The 18,188-nt window shown below is 48.7% G+C and carries 19 protein-coding genes; 2 read left to right on the forward strand and 17 right to left on the reverse strand.

All coding sequences use genetic code 11. The features are described from left to right. Nucleotides 1-42: 42 nt before the first annotated feature. The 13 genes from ACQ5DJ_RS09120 to ACQ5DJ_RS09180 all read right to left on the reverse strand — a co-directional run bounded on the left by ACQ5DJ_RS09120 (nucleotide 43) and on the right by ACQ5DJ_RS09180 (nucleotide 14,123). On the reverse strand, nucleotides 43-1,770 hold the full coding sequence (locus ACQ5DJ_RS09120) for an ABC transporter permease (protein WP_429842160.1): 1,728 nt from the start codon (nucleotides 1,768-1,770) through the stop codon (nucleotides 43-45). A 14-nt stretch (nucleotides 1,771-1,784) separates the two neighbouring features. Continuing rightward, nucleotides 1,785-2,861 (reverse strand): ABC transporter ATP-binding protein, encoded by a 1,077-nt coding sequence (locus ACQ5DJ_RS09125; RefSeq protein WP_376900425.1) that lies wholly within the window; start codon nucleotides 2,859-2,861, stop codon nucleotides 1,785-1,787. Between the two features lie 123 nt (nucleotides 2,862-2,984). Next, nucleotides 2,985-4,103 (reverse strand): extracellular solute-binding protein, encoded by a 1,119-nt coding sequence (locus tag ACQ5DJ_RS09130; RefSeq protein ID WP_429842161.1) that lies wholly within the window; start codon nucleotides 4,101-4,103, stop codon nucleotides 2,985-2,987. A 24-nt stretch (nucleotides 4,104-4,127) separates the two neighbouring features. Beyond that, a complete protein-coding gene (locus ACQ5DJ_RS09135) occupies nucleotides 4,128-5,306 on the reverse strand; it encodes an ROK family protein (RefSeq protein ID WP_429842162.1) in 1,179 nt (392 codons plus the stop codon). A 783-nt stretch (nucleotides 5,307-6,089) separates the two neighbouring features. Further along, complete coding sequence (locus ACQ5DJ_RS09140; protein ID WP_429842163.1) at nucleotides 6,090-6,368, reverse strand: hypothetical protein; 279 nt, start codon at nucleotides 6,366-6,368, stop codon at nucleotides 6,090-6,092. A 189-nt stretch (nucleotides 6,369-6,557) separates the two neighbouring features. Beyond that, on the reverse strand, nucleotides 6,558-7,439 hold the full coding sequence (locus tag ACQ5DJ_RS09145; RefSeq protein WP_429842164.1) for a LysR family transcriptional regulator: 882 nt from the start codon (nucleotides 7,437-7,439) through the stop codon (nucleotides 6,558-6,560). Between the two features lie 130 nt (nucleotides 7,440-7,569). Further along, nucleotides 7,570-8,538, reverse strand: coding sequence for a threonine ammonia-lyase (locus tag ACQ5DJ_RS09150; RefSeq protein WP_429842165.1), 969 nt, complete (start codon nucleotides 8,536-8,538; stop codon nucleotides 7,570-7,572). Nucleotides 8,539-8,698: 160 nt separating this feature from the next. Further along, a complete protein-coding gene (locus ACQ5DJ_RS09155) occupies nucleotides 8,699-9,820 on the reverse strand; it encodes an aminotransferase (RefSeq protein ID WP_429842166.1) in 1,122 nt (373 codons plus the stop codon). A gap of 33 nt (nucleotides 9,821-9,853) precedes the next feature. Beyond that, a complete protein-coding gene (locus ACQ5DJ_RS09160) occupies nucleotides 9,854-10,903 on the reverse strand; it encodes an ornithine cyclodeaminase family protein (RefSeq protein WP_429842167.1) in 1,050 nt (349 codons plus the stop codon). 130 nt (nucleotides 10,904-11,033) lie between these two features. Continuing rightward, on the reverse strand, nucleotides 11,034-11,765 hold the full coding sequence (locus ACQ5DJ_RS09165) for an IclR family transcriptional regulator (RefSeq protein WP_429842168.1): 732 nt from the start codon (nucleotides 11,763-11,765) through the stop codon (nucleotides 11,034-11,036). A 27-nt stretch (nucleotides 11,766-11,792) separates the two neighbouring features. Then, nucleotides 11,793-12,482, reverse strand: coding sequence for an amino acid ABC transporter permease (locus ACQ5DJ_RS09170; protein ID WP_017252169.1), 690 nt, complete (start codon nucleotides 12,480-12,482; stop codon nucleotides 11,793-11,795). 64 nt (nucleotides 12,483-12,546) lie between these two features. After that, nucleotides 12,547-13,359, reverse strand: a complete 813-nt coding sequence (locus tag ACQ5DJ_RS09175) for an ABC transporter substrate-binding protein (protein ID WP_429842169.1) — start codon at nucleotides 13,357-13,359, stop codon at nucleotides 12,547-12,549. Between the two features lie 41 nt (nucleotides 13,360-13,400). Next, nucleotides 13,401-14,123 (reverse strand): amino acid ABC transporter ATP-binding protein, encoded by a 723-nt coding sequence (locus ACQ5DJ_RS09180; protein WP_429842170.1) that lies wholly within the window; start codon nucleotides 14,121-14,123, stop codon nucleotides 13,401-13,403. A 213-nt stretch (nucleotides 14,124-14,336) separates the two neighbouring features. On the opposite strand from ACQ5DJ_RS09180, the gene ACQ5DJ_RS09185 reads away from it, so the two are divergent. Continuing rightward, the gene (locus ACQ5DJ_RS09185; RefSeq protein WP_429842171.1) at nucleotides 14,337-14,936 is read left to right on the forward strand and encodes a hypothetical protein; all 600 of its coding nucleotides are present in this window, start codon (nucleotides 14,337-14,339) and stop codon (nucleotides 14,934-14,936) included. Between the two features lie 56 nt (nucleotides 14,937-14,992). On the opposite strand, the gene ACQ5DJ_RS09190 is transcribed toward ACQ5DJ_RS09185, so the two are convergent. From ACQ5DJ_RS09190 to ACQ5DJ_RS09205, 4 genes are all read right to left on the reverse strand, one after another. After that, nucleotides 14,993-15,544 carry an NADAR family protein gene (locus ACQ5DJ_RS09190; protein ID WP_429842172.1) on the reverse strand — a complete coding sequence of 184 codons (552 nt, stop codon included), beginning with the start codon at nucleotides 15,542-15,544 and terminating at the stop codon, nucleotides 14,993-14,995. A 114-nt stretch (nucleotides 15,545-15,658) separates the two neighbouring features. Beyond that, the gene (locus tag ACQ5DJ_RS09195) at nucleotides 15,659-16,009 is read right to left on the reverse strand and encodes a DUF6463 family protein (protein ID WP_429842173.1); all 351 of its coding nucleotides are present in this window, start codon (nucleotides 16,007-16,009) and stop codon (nucleotides 15,659-15,661) included. A 47-nt stretch (nucleotides 16,010-16,056) separates the two neighbouring features. Beyond that, nucleotides 16,057-17,241 (reverse strand): ArsA family ATPase, encoded by a 1,185-nt coding sequence (locus ACQ5DJ_RS09200; protein ID WP_429842174.1) that lies wholly within the window; start codon nucleotides 17,239-17,241, stop codon nucleotides 16,057-16,059. Nucleotides 17,242-17,317: 76 nt separating this feature from the next. Continuing rightward, nucleotides 17,318-17,794: a MarR family winged helix-turn-helix transcriptional regulator gene (locus ACQ5DJ_RS09205; RefSeq protein ID WP_429842175.1), complete on the reverse strand. Its 477-nt coding sequence runs from the start codon at nucleotides 17,792-17,794 to the stop codon at nucleotides 17,318-17,320. 144 nt (nucleotides 17,795-17,938) lie between these two features. On the opposite strand from ACQ5DJ_RS09205, the gene ACQ5DJ_RS09210 reads away from it, so the two are divergent. After that, a complete protein-coding gene (locus tag ACQ5DJ_RS09210; RefSeq protein ID WP_429842176.1) occupies nucleotides 17,939-18,127 on the forward strand; it encodes an H-type small acid-soluble spore protein in 189 nt (62 codons plus the stop codon). Nucleotides 18,128-18,188: the final 61 nt, after the last annotated feature.

Consider the following 18,188-nt stretch of genomic DNA (forward strand, 5'->3'; position numbering starts at 1 on the left):
ACGAGAAGCTCCTCCTTTTTTACAAAGGCATCCAGCTTTACACTACACGGCCGTTCCCGCTTTATCTCCGGTCAGTTTTCTGGAGATGAACAACACGATGATGATGACCACGATTTGCAAGACACCATAGGCGCAAGCGGTGCCGAATTCATTACTGTACATACGTTGGAATACCGCCACAGACAATGGCGTTGTCTTCGGTGTGAAGATCAGAATCGAAGCCACGAACTCCCCGATACACTGAACGAATGCCAAAAGCGTACCTGCGAGAATTCCCCCCCAAGCCATCGGGAACACGACACGTCTGAAGCTATACCACCAGGAAGCCCCCAGATTCCGTGCAGCCTCCTCGACAGATGGGTCCATCTGCATCAAAGTCGCATTTGTAGAGCGAAACACAAGTGGTAGATGTCGGACAAAATACGCCAACGGGATAATCCAGAATGTTCCGATCAAAACCTGACCAAAGCTGAATGCATTCGGCTCGCTGAACGCTGCAATCAGGTTGATCGCCACAACTGTCCCTGGCAATGCCCATGGCAGCATGATCAACACATCAAGAAGCGTTTTCCCGCGAAACTTGAGGCGAACCATCGCATATGCCGCAGCTACACCGAAAATGACAATCCCGATTACCGCGATAGCAGACAACTGCAAGCTGTTGAGAATCGGACGCCATGTCTTGCTATCCGTGAACAAATCCATGTAATGCGACAAGGTATAATCCGGAGGTAATATTTGCACCGTCCAGGTACCATCCACCGAGAAGGAGATGAGTACCAATACGAGAATTGGCAGCATCAGAATGACTGTACCGATAAAAGACAGCACAATCGTGGTGTAGCGTCCTACTTTGCTCTTGATCTCGGTACGATGCACGCTGACCCCTTTGCTCAAGTTCTGGTAGTTGCGTGCGCCTTGGTACCAACGCATGATCAAAAGAAAAGCCACAGAAACAATCGAAAGAATCGTAGACTGTGTCGCAGCCATGTCCAAATCTCCATTGGTGCGAGACAGATAGATTTGCATCGTCATCGTCCGGTCAATTCCGAAAATGAGTGGCGCCGTATAAGAAGCCATCGAAATCATGAAAACCAACAGAGAAGACGCGACCATCGCTGGCGTAAGCATCGGCAAAATAATGCGCCGCCAAACGGTAAAGCGATTCGCTCCAAGACTGGCTGCCGCCTCTTCCAGGGACGGGTCGAGTCCCTTGATTGCTGCTGTAGCTGTCATGAAGAAGTAGGTGTACATCGTAAACGTATGAACAACGACCACACCCCATATTCCTTTTAACGAGAAAGGAACTTGGGCAAGCCCGAACAGCTCTTTGATCGCCCGTGGGATGATCCCACTCTCCCCGTACAAAAAGGTAAACGAGAGAACACCAATGAGTGGAGGCAACGCCATCGGAACCAAAGCCAGTACAGAAAGAATTTTTCGTCCAGGAAAATCATAGCGTTCCAATAAAAACGCCATCGCGACGCCAACAATACCGCACGTAATGACACTCAAAACCGATATGTAGATACTGTTCCACAACGCTTCCAGGTTGGCGGTATGCTCCAAGCTGAAGAAGCGAATGTAGTTTTTCCACGTAATTCCTTCATCGATCTTAATACTCGCAACGAACGTTTCGAACAATGGATAAACGACATAAGCCAACAATATTAAAAAGAGTGGCGATACCAGCACGTAGACGAAGGCGGGTGAAGCGGTGATGGACTTTCGTCTGGCTGCTGTCGGCGCTTGCTGCAACTCTGCTCTCAAAAGCTTCTTCCCCCTTATCCGGCAAAATAAATGCTCTCTTTCGGTATATGTAGGCCGATGGCATCGCCACGCTGTTTAATCGGTCGTCCCAAGTTGATGGACATGCTACGCAGGCTCTCCGTTCCTACTTCCGTGACGTAATTGACACACGCACCTGTAAATTCTGACATGACAACAGAGCCTGTCACTACATTTTGACCCTCGTTGCCTGTACTCTCCAGAACGGATTCAGGACGAATGGACATAGTCACTTTCTCCCCAACTGACAGCTGTGCACGTGGAGAAGCATTTTCCTTAAATCCGCTGAGCATTTGTCCAGAAGCCGTGCGAACCAGCACTTCATCACCGTCAAATCCGGTAACTGTCCCTTCCCACAGATTCGTCTCGCCAATAAAAGAAGCGACAAAACGGTTTACAGGACGATGGTAAATCTCATGCGGTGTTCCGATCTGCTGCACTTCTCCGCTCTGCATGACCATAATCCGGTCTGACATCGACATCGCTTCCGCCTGATCGTGCGTGACGTAAATCGTCGTAATCCCCAGCTCTAACTGGAGTCTCTTGATCTCAAAACGCGTCTCTTCGCGAAGCTTCGCGTCCAGATTGGACAGCGGCTCATCCAACAGCAGAATCTGCGGCTCGATGACCAGCGCCCGTGCCAGTGCTACCCGTTGCTGTTGTCCCCCAGAAAGCTGATCAATGCGGCGTTCGCCATAGCCTTCCAGACGGACCAGCTTCATGATCCGTTCTACGCGCTCTTTTGCATCTGTTTTGTTCACTTTCCGAACCTGCAAGCCAAACGCGATATTTTCAAAAACAGTCATGTGCGGGAACAACGCGTAGTTTTGGAATACCATCCCGGTATTGCGCTTATGCGGAGGAAGTGATGTAACCTCCTGTGATCCAAAGCGGATATGGCCATCCGTTGGATAATAAAAGCCGGCAATCATGCGCAGGGTAGTCGTTTTGCCGCAGCCACTCGGACCGAGAAAAGTAAAAAACTCTCCTGATTCGATATGAATGTGAACATCTTCGACCCCTTTTGCTTGGCCAAACCTTTTGTGAACGTGATCAAGTGTTACGCTGCTCATCGGGTTGTGTTTCCTCCTTCATCGCAAGTCATTTCAAGCTGCGTCCGTTTTCAAACAACTTCTATAAGTGACTAGACGGAAAGGACAACGCCTTCCCGCCTAGCTGCTTGAAAAAAACCTTCCTTACTTCTTGCCTTTCCCCTTGATGTTTTCATCCCAATGCTGCATCCACTCTTTTTCTTTTGCAGCCATGACAGCCCAATCGAGTTCCATTGGCTTTAGCTCGAGATTTTTCATGAAGTCTGGCAATTCGTCCTTGCTGATGTCTGTACGGGATGGGAACTGGAAGCGCTCCTTCGCCAATTGAGCAGCCATTTCAGGACTCATCAAGAATTCCATGAACTTTTTCGCTGCATCCTGGTTTTTCGCGCCTTTTACCAGAGCTACGCCGTCTACGAGAATTGGTGCCCCGCTCTTCGGATAAATGAAGTCATACGGATGGTTGTTCTTTTTGCTTTGAATCAGAACGTCTTGGAGGTTCCACAGGGAGATGACGCCCTCTTGACGATCCAGCTTCAAATACAGGTTTGTCGGGTCTTGCGTGTACTCTTTTGTATTGGCATCGAGCTTCGTCAGCCATTCAAAACCTTTTTCAGGAGTATCCGCCCCTTGACGGAAGATCATTGCAGAATAAATGGTACGCATCGTGCCGGACGGCAGTACGTTTCGGATAACAATCTTGTCTTTGAATTTCGGATCGATCAATTCGTCCCAATCTTGCGGCGCTTCTTCTGGCTTCAGCACCTGCGAGTTGTACATGATAACCTCTGGCAAAAGCATTTCGCCGTACCAGCGATCTTGCGGATCTTTGTACAAATCCGGAACCTTGTCTGCAAAAGTCGGCTTGTAAGGCTCCAGCAGATCTTCATTGGCTGCTGTCGCTAGAGCAGATTGGGTACCACCCCACCAGAAGTCAGCCTGCGGGTTCGCCTTCTCTGCACGAACGCGCTCCAAAATTTGTTGGGCACCCATTTCGAGTGTTTCCACTTCAATGTTCGGGTACTTTTCTTTGAATTTTGGCAATACGATTTCAAAAATGTTTTTGTCCCGTCCGGTGTAAATCACCAGTTTTTGTGGGTCACCCGATGAATCAGCAGGTTGAGCAGCCGTACCTGATTGGCCTCCGTTGTCAGCAGGCTTTGCTTCCTGTCCTCCACTGCCGCACGCAGCCACAGTTAGAGCCAAGGAGCTGACAAATATGCCCTTCATCCATGTTTTCAGCTTGCTAGTTGTCTTCTTCAAAACGAACTCCCCCTCTTGTTTTTCTCACTCTTTGTCAAGCAGTCGTATGAAAGGAAACGCTTCCAAAACACTATGGACAGCACCAATCAAACCAGCTCGTTCCCCCAGACTCGCTTTTTCAAGATTAGGCACCTCGGGCACCCATTCTCTTAGCCATTCGTGAATTTGCTTCACCCCTTCACCATCGACGTGGACCATCTCCCCGCTCAGGATCAGTATTTCCGGGTTCAAAATACTGATGATGTTCGCCATTCCGTACGCCCAATGTCGATACACATCCGCAAGAAGCTCCTTCGCTTCTGCATTTTGTTTGGCGTGCCGGATCAGCTCTTCTATGACACTCGACCCTTCCTGAAGGTCAGAGAGAAATCCCTTAGCCTGCTCTTGGATGCCTGGGATCGAATAATGCGTCTCAAACACGCCTGACGCGCCATTCGGGCGATTATGTACCGGGCCGATCATCATGAAGCCGATTTCTCCTGCTGCCTCACGACTCCCCCGATAAAACTGTCCATCCAAAATGATCCCGGCCCCAATCCCCGTTCCTACGTACATGTAGACGACGTTGGTATGGCCGACCCCTGCTCCACGGACGTACTCGCCCAGTGTCATCATATTCACATCATTGTCGATAATGACGGGCAGTCCGAGTCGCGCTTCGATAGTCTGCTGAATCGGTGAACCCATCCACCCCGTGCTGGGTGAAAAGCTGACGGTTCCACTTCCACGCTGCGTAACCCCCTGCAAACCGACACCCATTCCGAGCAGACGCTCTCGCGGGATGCCGCTTTCATTGAGCAAGCGATCCAGTCCAGCTGCCAAATCTTCGATGACGGTTTCGCCATTCGCTGGTTGTGCCAGCCGTTTGCGATAGCGAGCTAAGAACTCACCTTTCATATCTGCGATGGCCATGTCCAAAGTAGATCCTTCGAAAATCGCTCCGGCAATGGCATAGGCCTGGTAATTGTACTCCAACAAAATCGGCTTGCGACCGCCTTTGGAATCGCCCATTCCTACTTCTTGCAGGAGCCCTTCCTGGATCATTTCATCTACGAGGGCGGAAACACATGGACGGCTGAGTTGTGTCTGTTTGGAGATATCCGCGCGGGAAATTTGCCCGTGCAGGACGACCTGTTGCAATACTTCTTCTTTATTCAGTTTTTTCACGAGTTTGCTATTACCTGTTTTTTTGGGAGCTTGCACGCTTCATCGATCACCGCCACACAGTTAGTTAACATTACTAACAAAGATAACCAAATTATAGACACGGCGACTGCTAATAGTCAAACAATTTACATTTGTCTTTCAGATATTTTTTGGATTTTTTAGTATATATATCAAATGTTAAAAATTACTAAAAATATGATCTTCACGCTGTTGTGGTGGGGAGGAAACAGGAGAAAACGCTCAGATTCTTGTCCCACCCGCTGAGGGATTCACTGCCCGTCTCCATGCAAAAAGCGAAACCGCGTCCAAAGTGGTCCTTTCAAGATGTGTTTCAAAGGTGGACGCTTAAGATCGTGTTTCGCTTTTTGCATTCCGTCTCGGTCGGTGTACCAAAGATCTTCGCTTATTTCTCCTGTTTCCTCTACGAGCTTTTCGTGTTACTCGGGTTTTAAAAGCCTTAAAAGAACGAAGAACGTATTGAGCAACGCCAGAGAAGAATATTTCCAGACGTAGCGACTTGTGGAGTCCTACCGAGCAGAGAAGGGATTTGCGGGCAAAAGAAATGCAACCGTGCCCGCGCGACGAAGCGGCTACCACTTTTGCATTTCCCCGCTAATCCCTTCGGAGCGGACAGTCTCAACCCTCAGCGGGACGGAGCCTGGAGCCTAGACTGGAAATATTCTTCTCCCCACCGTAGCCACTGTATTTCAGAACATGATTACCCTTTTGCGTTGTGGGAATAAAAAAAGCACATCACCCTCTACAGGGGAATGTGCTTGGAACACTACTCTTCTTTTCCTGATAACCATACGTCCTCTATTAGTCTATATATCCAGCGACTCCTTTTTTAATCAAGTATTCCATCTCTACATCCAGGATCTTCTCGACGGTGATCTCATCCAGCTTCACATCTGACTTACCCATGATGTAATCTACGAGATCATCAAAATCAACGTCGACATCACCTTTTGCATCTGCCTTCGCACTGTTCATGTACGCTTGCTCATGCTTGAGTACGATCCTGATTTTTTCCGGGTCTACTTTTGTTTTCGTAGCTACATGCGAAACGAGTTCGGTTTCGTTTACTTGCTTACTCATTTGTTGTCATCTCCTATTTCTCTTACCTTCTGTCATTTTACAATATCATTGCCGTTCCACACAGAAACGAAACGGAAAAAGGGGGCTGTCCAAAATGAAAGAAAGCAAAATTATATCACGCAAACAACCCTCGCTCTAGAGGGGCAAGAAGAAAATATTGTTTCCAAGAGATAATTTGCCCTTATACTACTACTCTTCTCTTACCGATAACCATACGTCTTTGACCAGCTCCATGAAGGTTTGAATCGCAGGCTCTTCTCTTCGGCGTTCCAAACAGACTAGCGAAGTTTCTGCTTTCTTGGAAAAGCGGAACAGCTCGATCAGTTCGCCTGTTCGCAGTTCTTTTTCCACGAGAACCTTACTAAGCAGGGCTATGCCTGTTTGATTCAGAACTGACCGTTTGATCGTTTCTTCGCTGCTACATTTAATGACAGAAGGTGGGATGTAGTTTAACTCCAACAGGCATTGGGTAATAAATTCATCGAGATTGCACCCCTCCTGATAAGACAAAAAAGGAAAGGTCACGAGTGCGTCTGCTAGTGTTTTGTCCTTCATCAAATCAGGGGAAGCAATCAAGGTGAATTGTTCTACGTCTACGACGCTGGAATGAATACCTGGTTGCGAGGTGGTGCCCGCAATGATTCCAATATCCGCCTCATGGGCTTGGATTTTTTTCAAAGTCTCCTGACTGGTGCATGAAATCACCTGCAGATTGACCTGTGGATGTGTCTCTACATATGCTTTCAGAATTTGGGGCATGTATTGGATGCAATAAAACTCCGGGGCCGCCACGATCAGCGGTCCTACAGGCATGTCTAAGTGATTAAGTCCCTCCGCCATGTGCTGGAGAACGTAGAAAAGCTGATCCGTATGTTGTTTCACTATTTTTCCGGCCGGTGTCAAAAACGTGCGCTTGCCTACCCGATTGAGCAAAGGATGACCCAGCTCCCGCTCCAATGCTTGAATCTGGAGTGTAATTGTAGGCTGGCTGTATCCAAGTTGCTCTGCAGCCTTCGTCAAGTTCAAATGCTCGGCAACGACCTGAAATGTCTTCAGATTGCGTAACTCCATGATTGATAATCCACTCCCTCACCGAACGACACCCATTCTTCGTGTAAGTGTGTGTTCAAAAAGTCGGCTTTTTGAACAACCTTTGTTAGAAAAAGTGTAGCCGAGAGTGGCTCTATGTTCAACCGATACCCTATACGTGCTTCGCTATAACTTCCGCCAGCTTGCGAGCATCTACATTACTGCCGCTCACGATTGTCAGCACCTTTTTTCCTGCCAGATCGGGTACCGTTTCCTGCATGAGTACAGCGATACCTACCGCCCCTGAGCCTTCCACCATCAGATGATGCTCCTTTGCCAGCCAGCTCATGGCTTGAGCAACATGTTCTTCCTCTACGAGCAGGAAGTCATCGACGATCTGCAGGGCCAAATCCAGATTGCCTTGTGTAATTCCCCCATGAAGACCGTCTGCGAGCGAATCCCTGTATACCACATCAGCCAACCGCTTTTCGCGGAACGAGTAGTACCAAGGCGGAGATGCGTGTGTCTGAATCCCAATCACCTGCACATCCGGATTGATTGCCTTTGCTGCGAGCGCCACTCCGCAAATAAGCCCGCCACCGCCAGCAGGTACAAGTATGACGTCAAAATCCGGCTCTTCCAAAAGAGCTTCCAGGGCTGCCGTTCCTTGGCCTGCTATGATCTCGTTGTCTTCAAAGGCATGGACGAATGTGCGCCCAGTTTCTTTCACCAGTTCATAGGCGTGACTTTCTGCGTCATCATAGCTATCTCCATAAACGACCAATTCCGCACCGTAGCGTTTGATCCCCGCTTTTTTGGTCTCTGGTGCGGTTTTTGGCACGACGATCAAGGCAGACACACCTCGAAGCGATGCCGCATACGCGACCCCTTGTGCATGGTTGCCTGCTGAAGCGGTAATAACACCCCGAGCTAGCTCCTCTTCCGTCAAGGATGCGATTTTGTTAAGCGCACCGCGCGCCTTGAATGAACCTGTTTTCTGATGGCATTCCAGCTTCATCCAGACATCGGCATCTGCAATGGCAGACAGCGCGGTTGATGAAATTAACGGGGTATGGATAACCTGCCCCTTTAGATTTTTGTGAGCTTTTACAATATCGAGAAAGGATACGGACAACGACATGAACTTCTTCTCCTTACTGACAAAACGCGGATGATGGTGGGGATAGCTGCTTTTTTCTCCAGCAAAAGCTCTTTTTTGACTTTCGACGCATACCGCAGGACAGTAGCCATCAAAATCCCGAATGCTCCGCTAATTATCCCTCCCCCTCCTACTGTATCCCTTATTTGCGTGACTCCAAAAACTCCGATACTTTTGATAGACCTACTTGAAGCACTTCCGTCGAGCACGCGTACCCGATTCGTAGCCACCCTTCCATGTCGAAGCAACTGCCTGGTGTCAAAAACGCCCCTGTCGTTTTAAACAGGTCAATGCAAAACGTTTCCGAAGGGATATCCAGCTCGTACTTGAGCATTGCGGTTGTTCCAGCCTGCGGCTTGACATAAGAGACCAACGGCTCCTTCGCTACCCACTCATCGAGAATCTGCAGGTTGTCCCGCACGATCTTTAGGTTGCGCTCCATGATCTTGTCGCGGTTTTTCAGTGCATGGACAGCCAGCATGTCATCCAGCATCCCGCAGCTGATGGTCGTGTAATCGCGGTGCTGGAAGCAGCTTTTGATCACATCCTGAGGGGCTGCAATCCACCCCAGACGCAAGCCCGCCAATGAAAATACTTTGGACATACTGCTTGTCGCAATCCCTTTTTCGTACAAGTCGACGATAGATGGTACCACAACCTCCGGGTCTTGGTGCAAATTTCGATACACCTCGTCACACAGCAAGTAAGCATCTACGGAGCGGGCAATCCCTACGATTTCTTGCAACAACTCTTCACCCATCAAAGCTCCAGATGGATTATTCGGATTGTTGATACAGATCAGCTTGGTCTTGTCTGTAACGAGCGAGCGCAGTTCACCCGGATCAGGCAAAAAATCATTTTCCGGCAAAAGTCTGAGCAGCTTGACCTGTGCTCCGAACGATTCCGGTACCGAATAAATTTGCTGATACGTTGGATGAACGGTAATGACTTCGTCACCAGGCGCAACGAGCGAGAACAAGGTGAGAAAATTCGCTCCGATCGCCCCGTTCATCGCCAAAATGTTGTCCGGCTTCATCGTTTGATACATACTCGCGACGAGGCTACGGAATTCCGGCGAACCCTCGATATGACCGTACGTCAGCTTCTTCTGGCCCATCTCGCGGAAAAAATCTTCTGGCTCATCGGAAAGGCGGATCAACTCTTCTACCGTCAGCGAGTCGACGCATGTTTCGGCAATATTGTAAACAGCCTCCATTTCGTAGGCGTTCATCCATTCTTCTACTTTAAAAGGTGCAATTCTCATCGTCGTTCCTCTCCTTATCCTATCCTTTCACCCTTACAGATCAACTATCGTTCCTACACCGCGCTTATCCGCCACTTTCAAAATGTGTGCAGCTGTCAGTAAATCTTGGAACGCGATCCCGGTGCTATCAAAAATCGTGATTTCTTCTACATGTTGTCGTCCTTGGGCATGACCTGGGATGACATTGCCGATCTCTGCTGCGATATCGCTTTCTGTTATCAGGCCCTTTTTTACAGCTACCTTCGTCTCTCCCACCCGTACAGCCTGTTCGACATCATCAACGAAGACGCGCGCTTTTGCAAAAAGCCGTTCATCGATTTCTTGTTTTCCTTCCATGTCTGCCCCTATGCAGGTAATATGCGTCCCCGGCTTTACCCACTCCGCTTGGATCATCGGTTCACGTGAAGGGGTTGCTGTGATGATCATATCTGCTTGTCTAGTCGCTTCTTCGAGGTTATCCACTGCAATAAACTGCACGTCACAACGGCTGGCATACCGCTCGTACTCTTCTCCCGCATACTTGGAGACGAATCTGGTCAAGAGATTTTCTTTGATTTTGGCGGCAAAGCTTTGCGCCTTTTCTGGTGATCGCGGATTGAAGATGTACACCCGCTTGATCTCTGTCATCGTCATCAGTGTCGCCATGATTTGAAAAGGAGCCTGATGTCCCGTCCCGATAATCAGCAGGTTCTCCGATTCGGGACGTGCCAAATACTTTGCACCGATTCCACCGGCAGCTCCCGTACGCATGCAAGTAATGTGCTCTCCACTCAAAATCCCCTGCGGTACGCCCGTTCGGCTGTCTACTACCATCACCGTACCGACTAGTTGTGGCAGACCTTTCTTGTCATTGTCACCGAACCATGAGACGAGCTTGAGTCCAAATATATCGGCTTGCGGCAAATGACCGGATTTGATATCCATGTCGGCTCTACCCTCTACGAACTCATGAAAAATGAGCGGAAACAACGTCGCCTGCTGACTCGATTTCATTTGATAGGCTTGCTCTACCACTTCAATGACACTGGCCATATCCAGCACATCTTCCGTTGTTTCCTGATTAATGACGCGAAATGGAAACATGTCTATCTCCCCTCCCCACTGTTTCTTTCACACTAACACAGTTTTTCGAGGCGAAAAAATTGAAAGATCTAATGGTTACTATAAAAAAAAGCAAACCCTCCATCCACAGATGCTGGAATGGAGGGTTAACTTATACGCCGCCGATTCTTGCCGAAATCGTCGCAGCCTGACGCTTCACTTTTTCGATGAGTAGGGGCAATCGATCTTCTGTCACCCGAAAGCATGGGGCGTTGATCGAGAGCGCTCCGACGAGTTGATTTCCGTAACCGATGATCGGAGCGGCGACTGCCATGGTGCCTTCCGTCTTCTCTTCGTAGCTGATCGCATAGCCACTTGTCTTGGCTTCACTCAGCTGCTCTAAAAATGACGGTTGCTTGTCTGGCGCAAGCTGGGCTGAAACGACTTTCGTGACCGCATCCTGCTTCAAATACGCAAGAATGATTTTGCTAGGGGCGCCGATTGTGAGAGGAATCCGCTCCCCCAGGTTCTCGTCTATGCGTATTTTCAGTGGACTTTCTACTTTTTCGATCGGCATCGAATCCGTCCCCGCCAATACGTTGAGGAAGATACTCTCCTCCACTTCATTCGCCAGCTCCTCCATGAAAGGTCTTGCCACAGCCCGCAGGTTCAGCTTTTCATGCAGGATAAAACCGATTTCCATCCACGTATATCCCGGCTTGTAATGCTTGGTGACTGGGTCCTGCTCAACCAATCCGAACTGGATCATGGATTCGAGAAAACGGTGGAGCGTACTGATTGGTAGACCCGTTGCGCTCGCCAGCTCCGAAATCGGCCAAGCATGTTTTTCGTCTGAAATCAGTACCCGAATAATTTTCATCGCCCGTTCGACTGATTGAACCATCTTTCTTTCGTCCTCCATGACTAAGAGTTACGCTGCCACACTCGTGTTGTCTTTCGCTTGTTTATTGGGGGCTTTGCCTCTGGCTAATCGTGCTTCCAGTTTGTTTACGAAATACGAGAAGATCATGATCAATACGAGATAGTACAAGCCTACGACCATGTAAGTCTCTAGCTGCTTGTAGTTGGAAGCTGCTTCACCGAGACCGGTTCCCCATAAATCTTGCATCCCTACGTATGCGACCAGCGATGAGTCTTTGAGCCCGATAATAAACTGATTGCCTAACGATGGGATCGCCCGACGGAACGCCTGCGGCAAAATGATTCTGCGCATCGCCAGCGGGTACGACATTCCGAGTGATCGGGACGCCTCCATCTGCCCACGGTCAATGGACTGGATGGCGCCTCGAAAAATTTCTGCAATATACGCACCGTTATGAACTGCCAGCGCGATGGCTCCTGCCCAAAACTGCGAGAGCGTCACCAAATTTGCCAAGCCGAAGTACAGAATACAAATTTGCACGATCAAAGGCGTCCCGCGAATGACGGTAATATAGACGTGTGCGATGTAGTTCAATACTTTGTTATCCGATATTCGGAAAAAGGCAATGACAAGACCTACCACACAACCGAGCATCAGAGCAACTGCCGTCAACTGAACTGTGAGCCATGTCGCTTTTAGAAAAAGGGGATAACTGGATAGGAAAATATCAATAATCACGTGCAATCCTCCTCACATGAAGCGTTAAAAGTGGGGCGCCCATCACGGACACCCCGTTGCCCACTCACTGTTTTTGCAGGATATTGCGGCCAAACCATTTTTGGCTGATCTTTTCGTAGGTACCGTCTTTGACGATTTCGTCCAACGCCTTGTTGAGCCGATCTACTGCCTCCTGGTCACCCAAGCGCACAGCGATCGCTTGCTCGTCAAAGCTCAGCGGTTCGCCTACGTCAATGACTTTTCCGCCGCCTTCTTTAATGAATCGCAAGCCAACTACCTGGTCGGTAATCACTGCGTCGAGACGTCCTGTCGGCAGGTCGAGCAAAGCAGTGATATCGCTATCATACTGAGTGATTTTATCTTCATCGGTCAGCTTTTTCGCCCAATCCAAGTAGTTAGATGCTTTCACTACGCCGATCTTTTTGCCCTTCAAATCTTCTTTGCTCTTGATGGTGGTATTGCCCTCTTGCACGAAAATTTGCGAACCGGAACGGTAGTACGGATTGGTGAACAAAACAGCTTTTTGACGCTCAGGTGTGACGGTCAAGCTCCCGATGACAGCGTCGTATTTTTTCGCGTCCAGACCAGGGATGATCGTTTCGAATGGATTGGTGATCGGTACTGCGTTCATGCCCATTTTTTCTGCCAGCGCTTGTCCAATCTCTACGTCAAAGCCAGTCAGTTGCCCGTTTTCCTTGAAGCTAAACGGCTTGTACACGCCACTCATCGCGTACGTAAAATCCTTCTTTCCCCCGTCTCCAGAAGCTTGTCCACCTGCTGCCGGTGCGCTCTCCTGTGATCCACAAGCAGAGAGTAACAATGAACCCAATAGAACAGTGGACAACAAAATTCCGGACCATTTTGCACGTTTTTTCATTGGTGATTCCCCCTGTTTTTCATCTCTATATTTAGTGGATGTTAACGGATGCTACCTAAGAACTGCTTGGTACGATCATGCTGCGGACTTTCAAAGAATTCACTCGGTGGTCCCTGCTCCAGGATTTGCCCATCGTGCATGAACACCGCCCGATCTGCTACTTCACGAGCGAACCCCATTTCATGTGTCACGACGATCATCGTCATTCCTTCTTTGGCGAGCTGCTTCATGACCTGTAGCACTTCACCGACGAGCTCGGGATCGAGAGCAGAGGTAGGCTCATCAAAAAGCATGATCTTCGGCTTCATCGCAAGCGCCCGGGCGATGGCAACCCGCTGCTTTTGTCCACCAGAGAGCATGTCCGGATAGACATCGGCCTTATCCTGCATATTTACTTTTTTCAGGAGCTCGTACGCTAATTGTTTGGCATCTGCTGCATTCATCCCTTTGACATGAACAGGTGCCTCGATCAAGTTTTCCAAAACAGTCTTGTGTGGAAACAGATTAAAGTGCTGAAAAACCATGCCGACCTCGGCGCGGAACTGATTGAGATTCGTCTTGTGTGGATCAATCTGCTGACCACCGATTCGAATCTCTCCACCGTCATAAAATTCCAGAAAATTCAAACATCGGAGTAAAGTACTTTTGCCTGAACCACTGGCTCCAAGCAAGACAACAACTTCCTTTTCTTCCACCGTGAGCGTAACGCCCTTCAACACGGTTAACGGGCCAAAAGATTTGACAAGCTGCTTAACCTCAATCATCCTGCTATCCCCCATTTATGTCCCGGATGAATTGCGTATCAACTTTTCCGAATACCGGAAATGATTTCTGATTTTAATTATAATTATATATTTTCTGATATTCAAGAAAAATATGTTTTATTGAATAAATATTCACGATAGGACTATGGAATAGTTTTCCTCCTTGCGTGGAATGAATAAACGGGAGTGTTTTATACATCAAGGAGGACCGTGATGAAAGTAGCAACGTACTTCTATGTAGGACTCATCATCATTTTTCTGCTCTCCGCCTGTTCTCTGCCAGGTCCACAAGAAGCGCCACCGCCACAGCAAGCGGCTCCATCTGACCCTGAGCGGGAAGTCAAAAGACCGACAACTGATGAGATCAAAGGTCGAACCATAAACAATCAGTTCACGGTGCCGATCCCGATCACCGAGACATTTACGTTTACCATTCCTCCCTCTTGGACAGGAAATTACATCGTGGAGGAGTTCTCATCGACGACTAAGCGCCCCCCTCGCCAACAGCCACTGGAGGGCAAGCTGGATGTACCGACGAAATACGAAGCGCATTTTATGTTCGCTCCCCATCAGCGAAAGGAGGAGCAATCCTCACTCCTCACCATTTTTGTCATGACGGTACCGCATTGGAATCATCTGTCCAAAATGGAAGGACCTCCGCTGGGTGATGTACTGGCACAAACACATGGGCTCGTCTATGCTGTCTCCTTGCCCCAGTCCAATCCGTATGACCCCGCAACTGCGGACGGAAAGCTGTATGAGCAAATGGTCATGTCGCTTGATCAGGTAAAAAATGCGTTTTCCGTTCAGTAAATAGAAAAAAGTGGTTAGCAGCGCAACGTCTGCTCAACCACTTTTTCACGTAAATATCACGAACGTAACTGCTCCCTAACTGCCACCAATGCAAAACCGAGTAAATTTTCTCCCCGCCACTTTTCGGGCTGTTCCGCATGCGGATGATCGTGGGCCATCCCGATTCCCCATATCCGATCATAAGGACTCGCTTCCACAATCATGCGGTCACCAGTGTCCAAGAGGTATGCTTTCAAATCGGCATGCTGGCTGAATTTTAATAGGTTTGCCTGGCGTACGATCGCCGTCTTGTTCGCATTCCACACAGCCTCGTCAAAGGAATGAACCTTTCGTCCCAATTCCTTCGCTTGTTTTGGATGATTTTTCCTGAGTATTTCATCACGAATGGCAAGATCACCGAACAGCTCAGCCTTTTTCGCCATCATGTAATGCTCAGCAGTCAAGTACGTGATGCCATCCTCTACAAAAGCAGCCGGATACCATTGGCTGAAGCATGATTTATCGATCGTGCCTGACTCCTTTTGTGTATGTCCCCAAAAGAACAAGTATTTCACTCTGTTTTTTTGCGATTCTTTGATTAAGGTTTGGACGTCATATATGTGCTCCATCGTTGTATCCCCATCTTTCTTTTATAGACAATCCCATCCTCGGATATTGAAACATATGGAAAATGGTTACATTCATTTTATCTGAACCATCTACCTATCCGCAAATTTCTTACATCACTTGCGCAGCAGGATGCCAGCCTGTGGTATACCGAGCCAGAAGCCCGAGACAGGCAATGTAATCACCCCGACCACGCATATCGCAAGAATCGTCCATCCGAAGGCAGCTGGTGTCTCCATTCCCTTCTTTTTCATCAGCCAATCCGCCATATATCCGAGCAAAATCAGCAAAAAACCAAACATTAGAAACCAAAAAGCAGCAATTTCTTCTTTCCCTACCGCATTCAAAAAGCCGTTTGCGACGATCTGCTGGAGCGGCTCCGCGTATAAAAAGAGACCGACAACCGTATGCAGCAGTCCTGTCAGCATGAGAGTGAAACCCATTTGGCGCTTAATCCGACTTACCATGTCATTTCTCTCCTCTCAAGTCAGCACTCGATTCAATCCTGTACGTCTCAATGCTGGGCAACCCCTTCCCTTGCGCTAAAACGAATGATCAGCCGATCTTCCACATATTTCGCTCCCGTAACCTGTCGTCCCATTAATACTCGTGGCAAGATGACTTTTCGCTTGTAGGCACCCGCATTTACGGTCAATTCATCCCCTGTTTGTGTTAAATCCAAGGCTGCTTTATCTACAAAAGGAATCATCAGCTCTAAATGCAGCTCGCCGTCCACTTCTCGAATCAGTTCCGTTCTGCCCTGATAAAGCTTGGCGGATGGGTCTTCTGTTCCAAAAACGATGTCAGCCAATTCTTCTAGAATGGGCAGCCCAATCACTTCTTTAGGCATCATCGGTGCTTTCAAAATCGGGAGCGGCTGAAAGTTTTCCACGATTTCGTTCTCATATTTTCGTTGTAGCTCTCGCCAGTGGGCAAAAAATCCCTCTCCCGCTTCATCCGGAAGCACCCGATTCACGATGATGGCATCTGTATTGAACCCGAACAGATTCAAGTACGTGAACGAGCGCTTTGCTTCCGCGAGCACCATTTTTTCTGGGTTTACGACGATCCTCACAGATGTAATTTCCGGGTCCAAAACAATTCGTTGCATTTCCTCCAGCCCCCTCGCGAGCTGCTCGACACTGTCTAGCACATCATCAGAAGGAAGTTCCACTTTGTTGACGATCTTGGCCACTGGGCGAACCAGTTTGATCAGCTTGCGCTCCGTCGGAAAAATTTTCTCCAACCACCAATTCAATACGTTCGGATAACTGAGCAGACGCAGTGTTTCTCCGGTTGGGGCACAATCTACTATCAGGACGTCGAACTGCCCGCTCATGGCGTGTTCCTTGATCTGTAGCAAACTGAACAATTCCTCCATGCCAGGAAAAACGAGCATCTCCTCCGTTGTAATATCAGTCAGCTGTGCTTTGTCGAGCAGTGTGGTCAGCCATCCCTGAACTGCTCCCCAGTTGCGCTCGGTTTCCCGCAAGCTGTTTACTTCCTGGCCCCATAAATTTCCGCTGATTGCTACAGGGTCTGGGCCAATCACAGTCCCCAATGAATCTGCCAAACTGTGTGCGGCATCCGTACTGAGAACGAGCGTCCTTTTTCCCTGCTTAGCCAGCTTAACAGCGGTTGCTGCTGCCACACTCGTCTTCCCAACCCCACCTTTTCCGGTATAAATGACGATTCTCATCTCGACTCTCTCCTTCACGATCCATTTAATACGATTTCGTAGTAATTAGACAAAAAAAGAAGCAGGCTCGAACCGACTATTCCTCAATGTTGATCTTAATGGAACGAACCTTTGTTTCGCGAGGCTTGACAGGTCCTCCCTCTTGGAATACCTTGGCGGCTTTGAGTAAAAGGGTAGTGAATTGCTCCATTTCATCCGGTGTAAATGCTTCCTGAAGCCTGCCCAGCATCGCCAGCATCATTTGCTCCGATTCTTTTGCGAGCTGTTTGCCTGGTTGTGTCAGTGTGACGAGCTTCACCCGCTGATCCTCTACAGAGGTCGCCCTCGCGATGTATCCTTTGCGTTCAAGCCGTTTCGCGATGCTGGTCATCGAACTAAGCGGCGCCCCCATCTCTTGCGCCAGCTCTGACATAGTCAAATCTCCGCGGAACAGCAATATGAGGAGTGTCGACAAATCGGAGCGAGTCAGTTTTTCTTCAAGCTGCATCGTATCAGACATAAAGGCGAACGGACGCAAACCGGTTTTCAGAAAGAGGTCGTATAGTTGCTGCATACCGGTGACTCCTTTTAGTACGATTTCGTAGTAATTTCCCTTCAATTTATTACATATTTTAGGTAATGTCAACAGGCGCAAAAAGTATACCATGCTGGGCTGACGTACATATTAAGGCTGTTACGAATGACAGGAGGAGTCAACATGAATAAACAGCGCGCGAAGGAAATCGCCGCTTCACCCGTTATGGCGAATGTTACCTGCGATGGAATACCCGTATACATCCAGCACATCGATGAAGACAACGACATGGCGAGGATTTACCCACTCAACCAGCCGGATCAGGAGATGAGTGTTCCTGTAACAAGCTTGCGGGAGCACGGTGAGTACTGATTTTCGTCACTTTTCATGCATGAAGGAGGGGACCTGTAGCGAATCACAGGTCCCCTTTTGA

The sequence above is a fragment of the Brevibacillus sp. FIR094 genome (assembly GCF_050477165.1).
In the GTDB taxonomy this organism is placed as follows: Bacteria; Bacillota; Bacilli; order Brevibacillales; family Brevibacillaceae; genus Brevibacillus.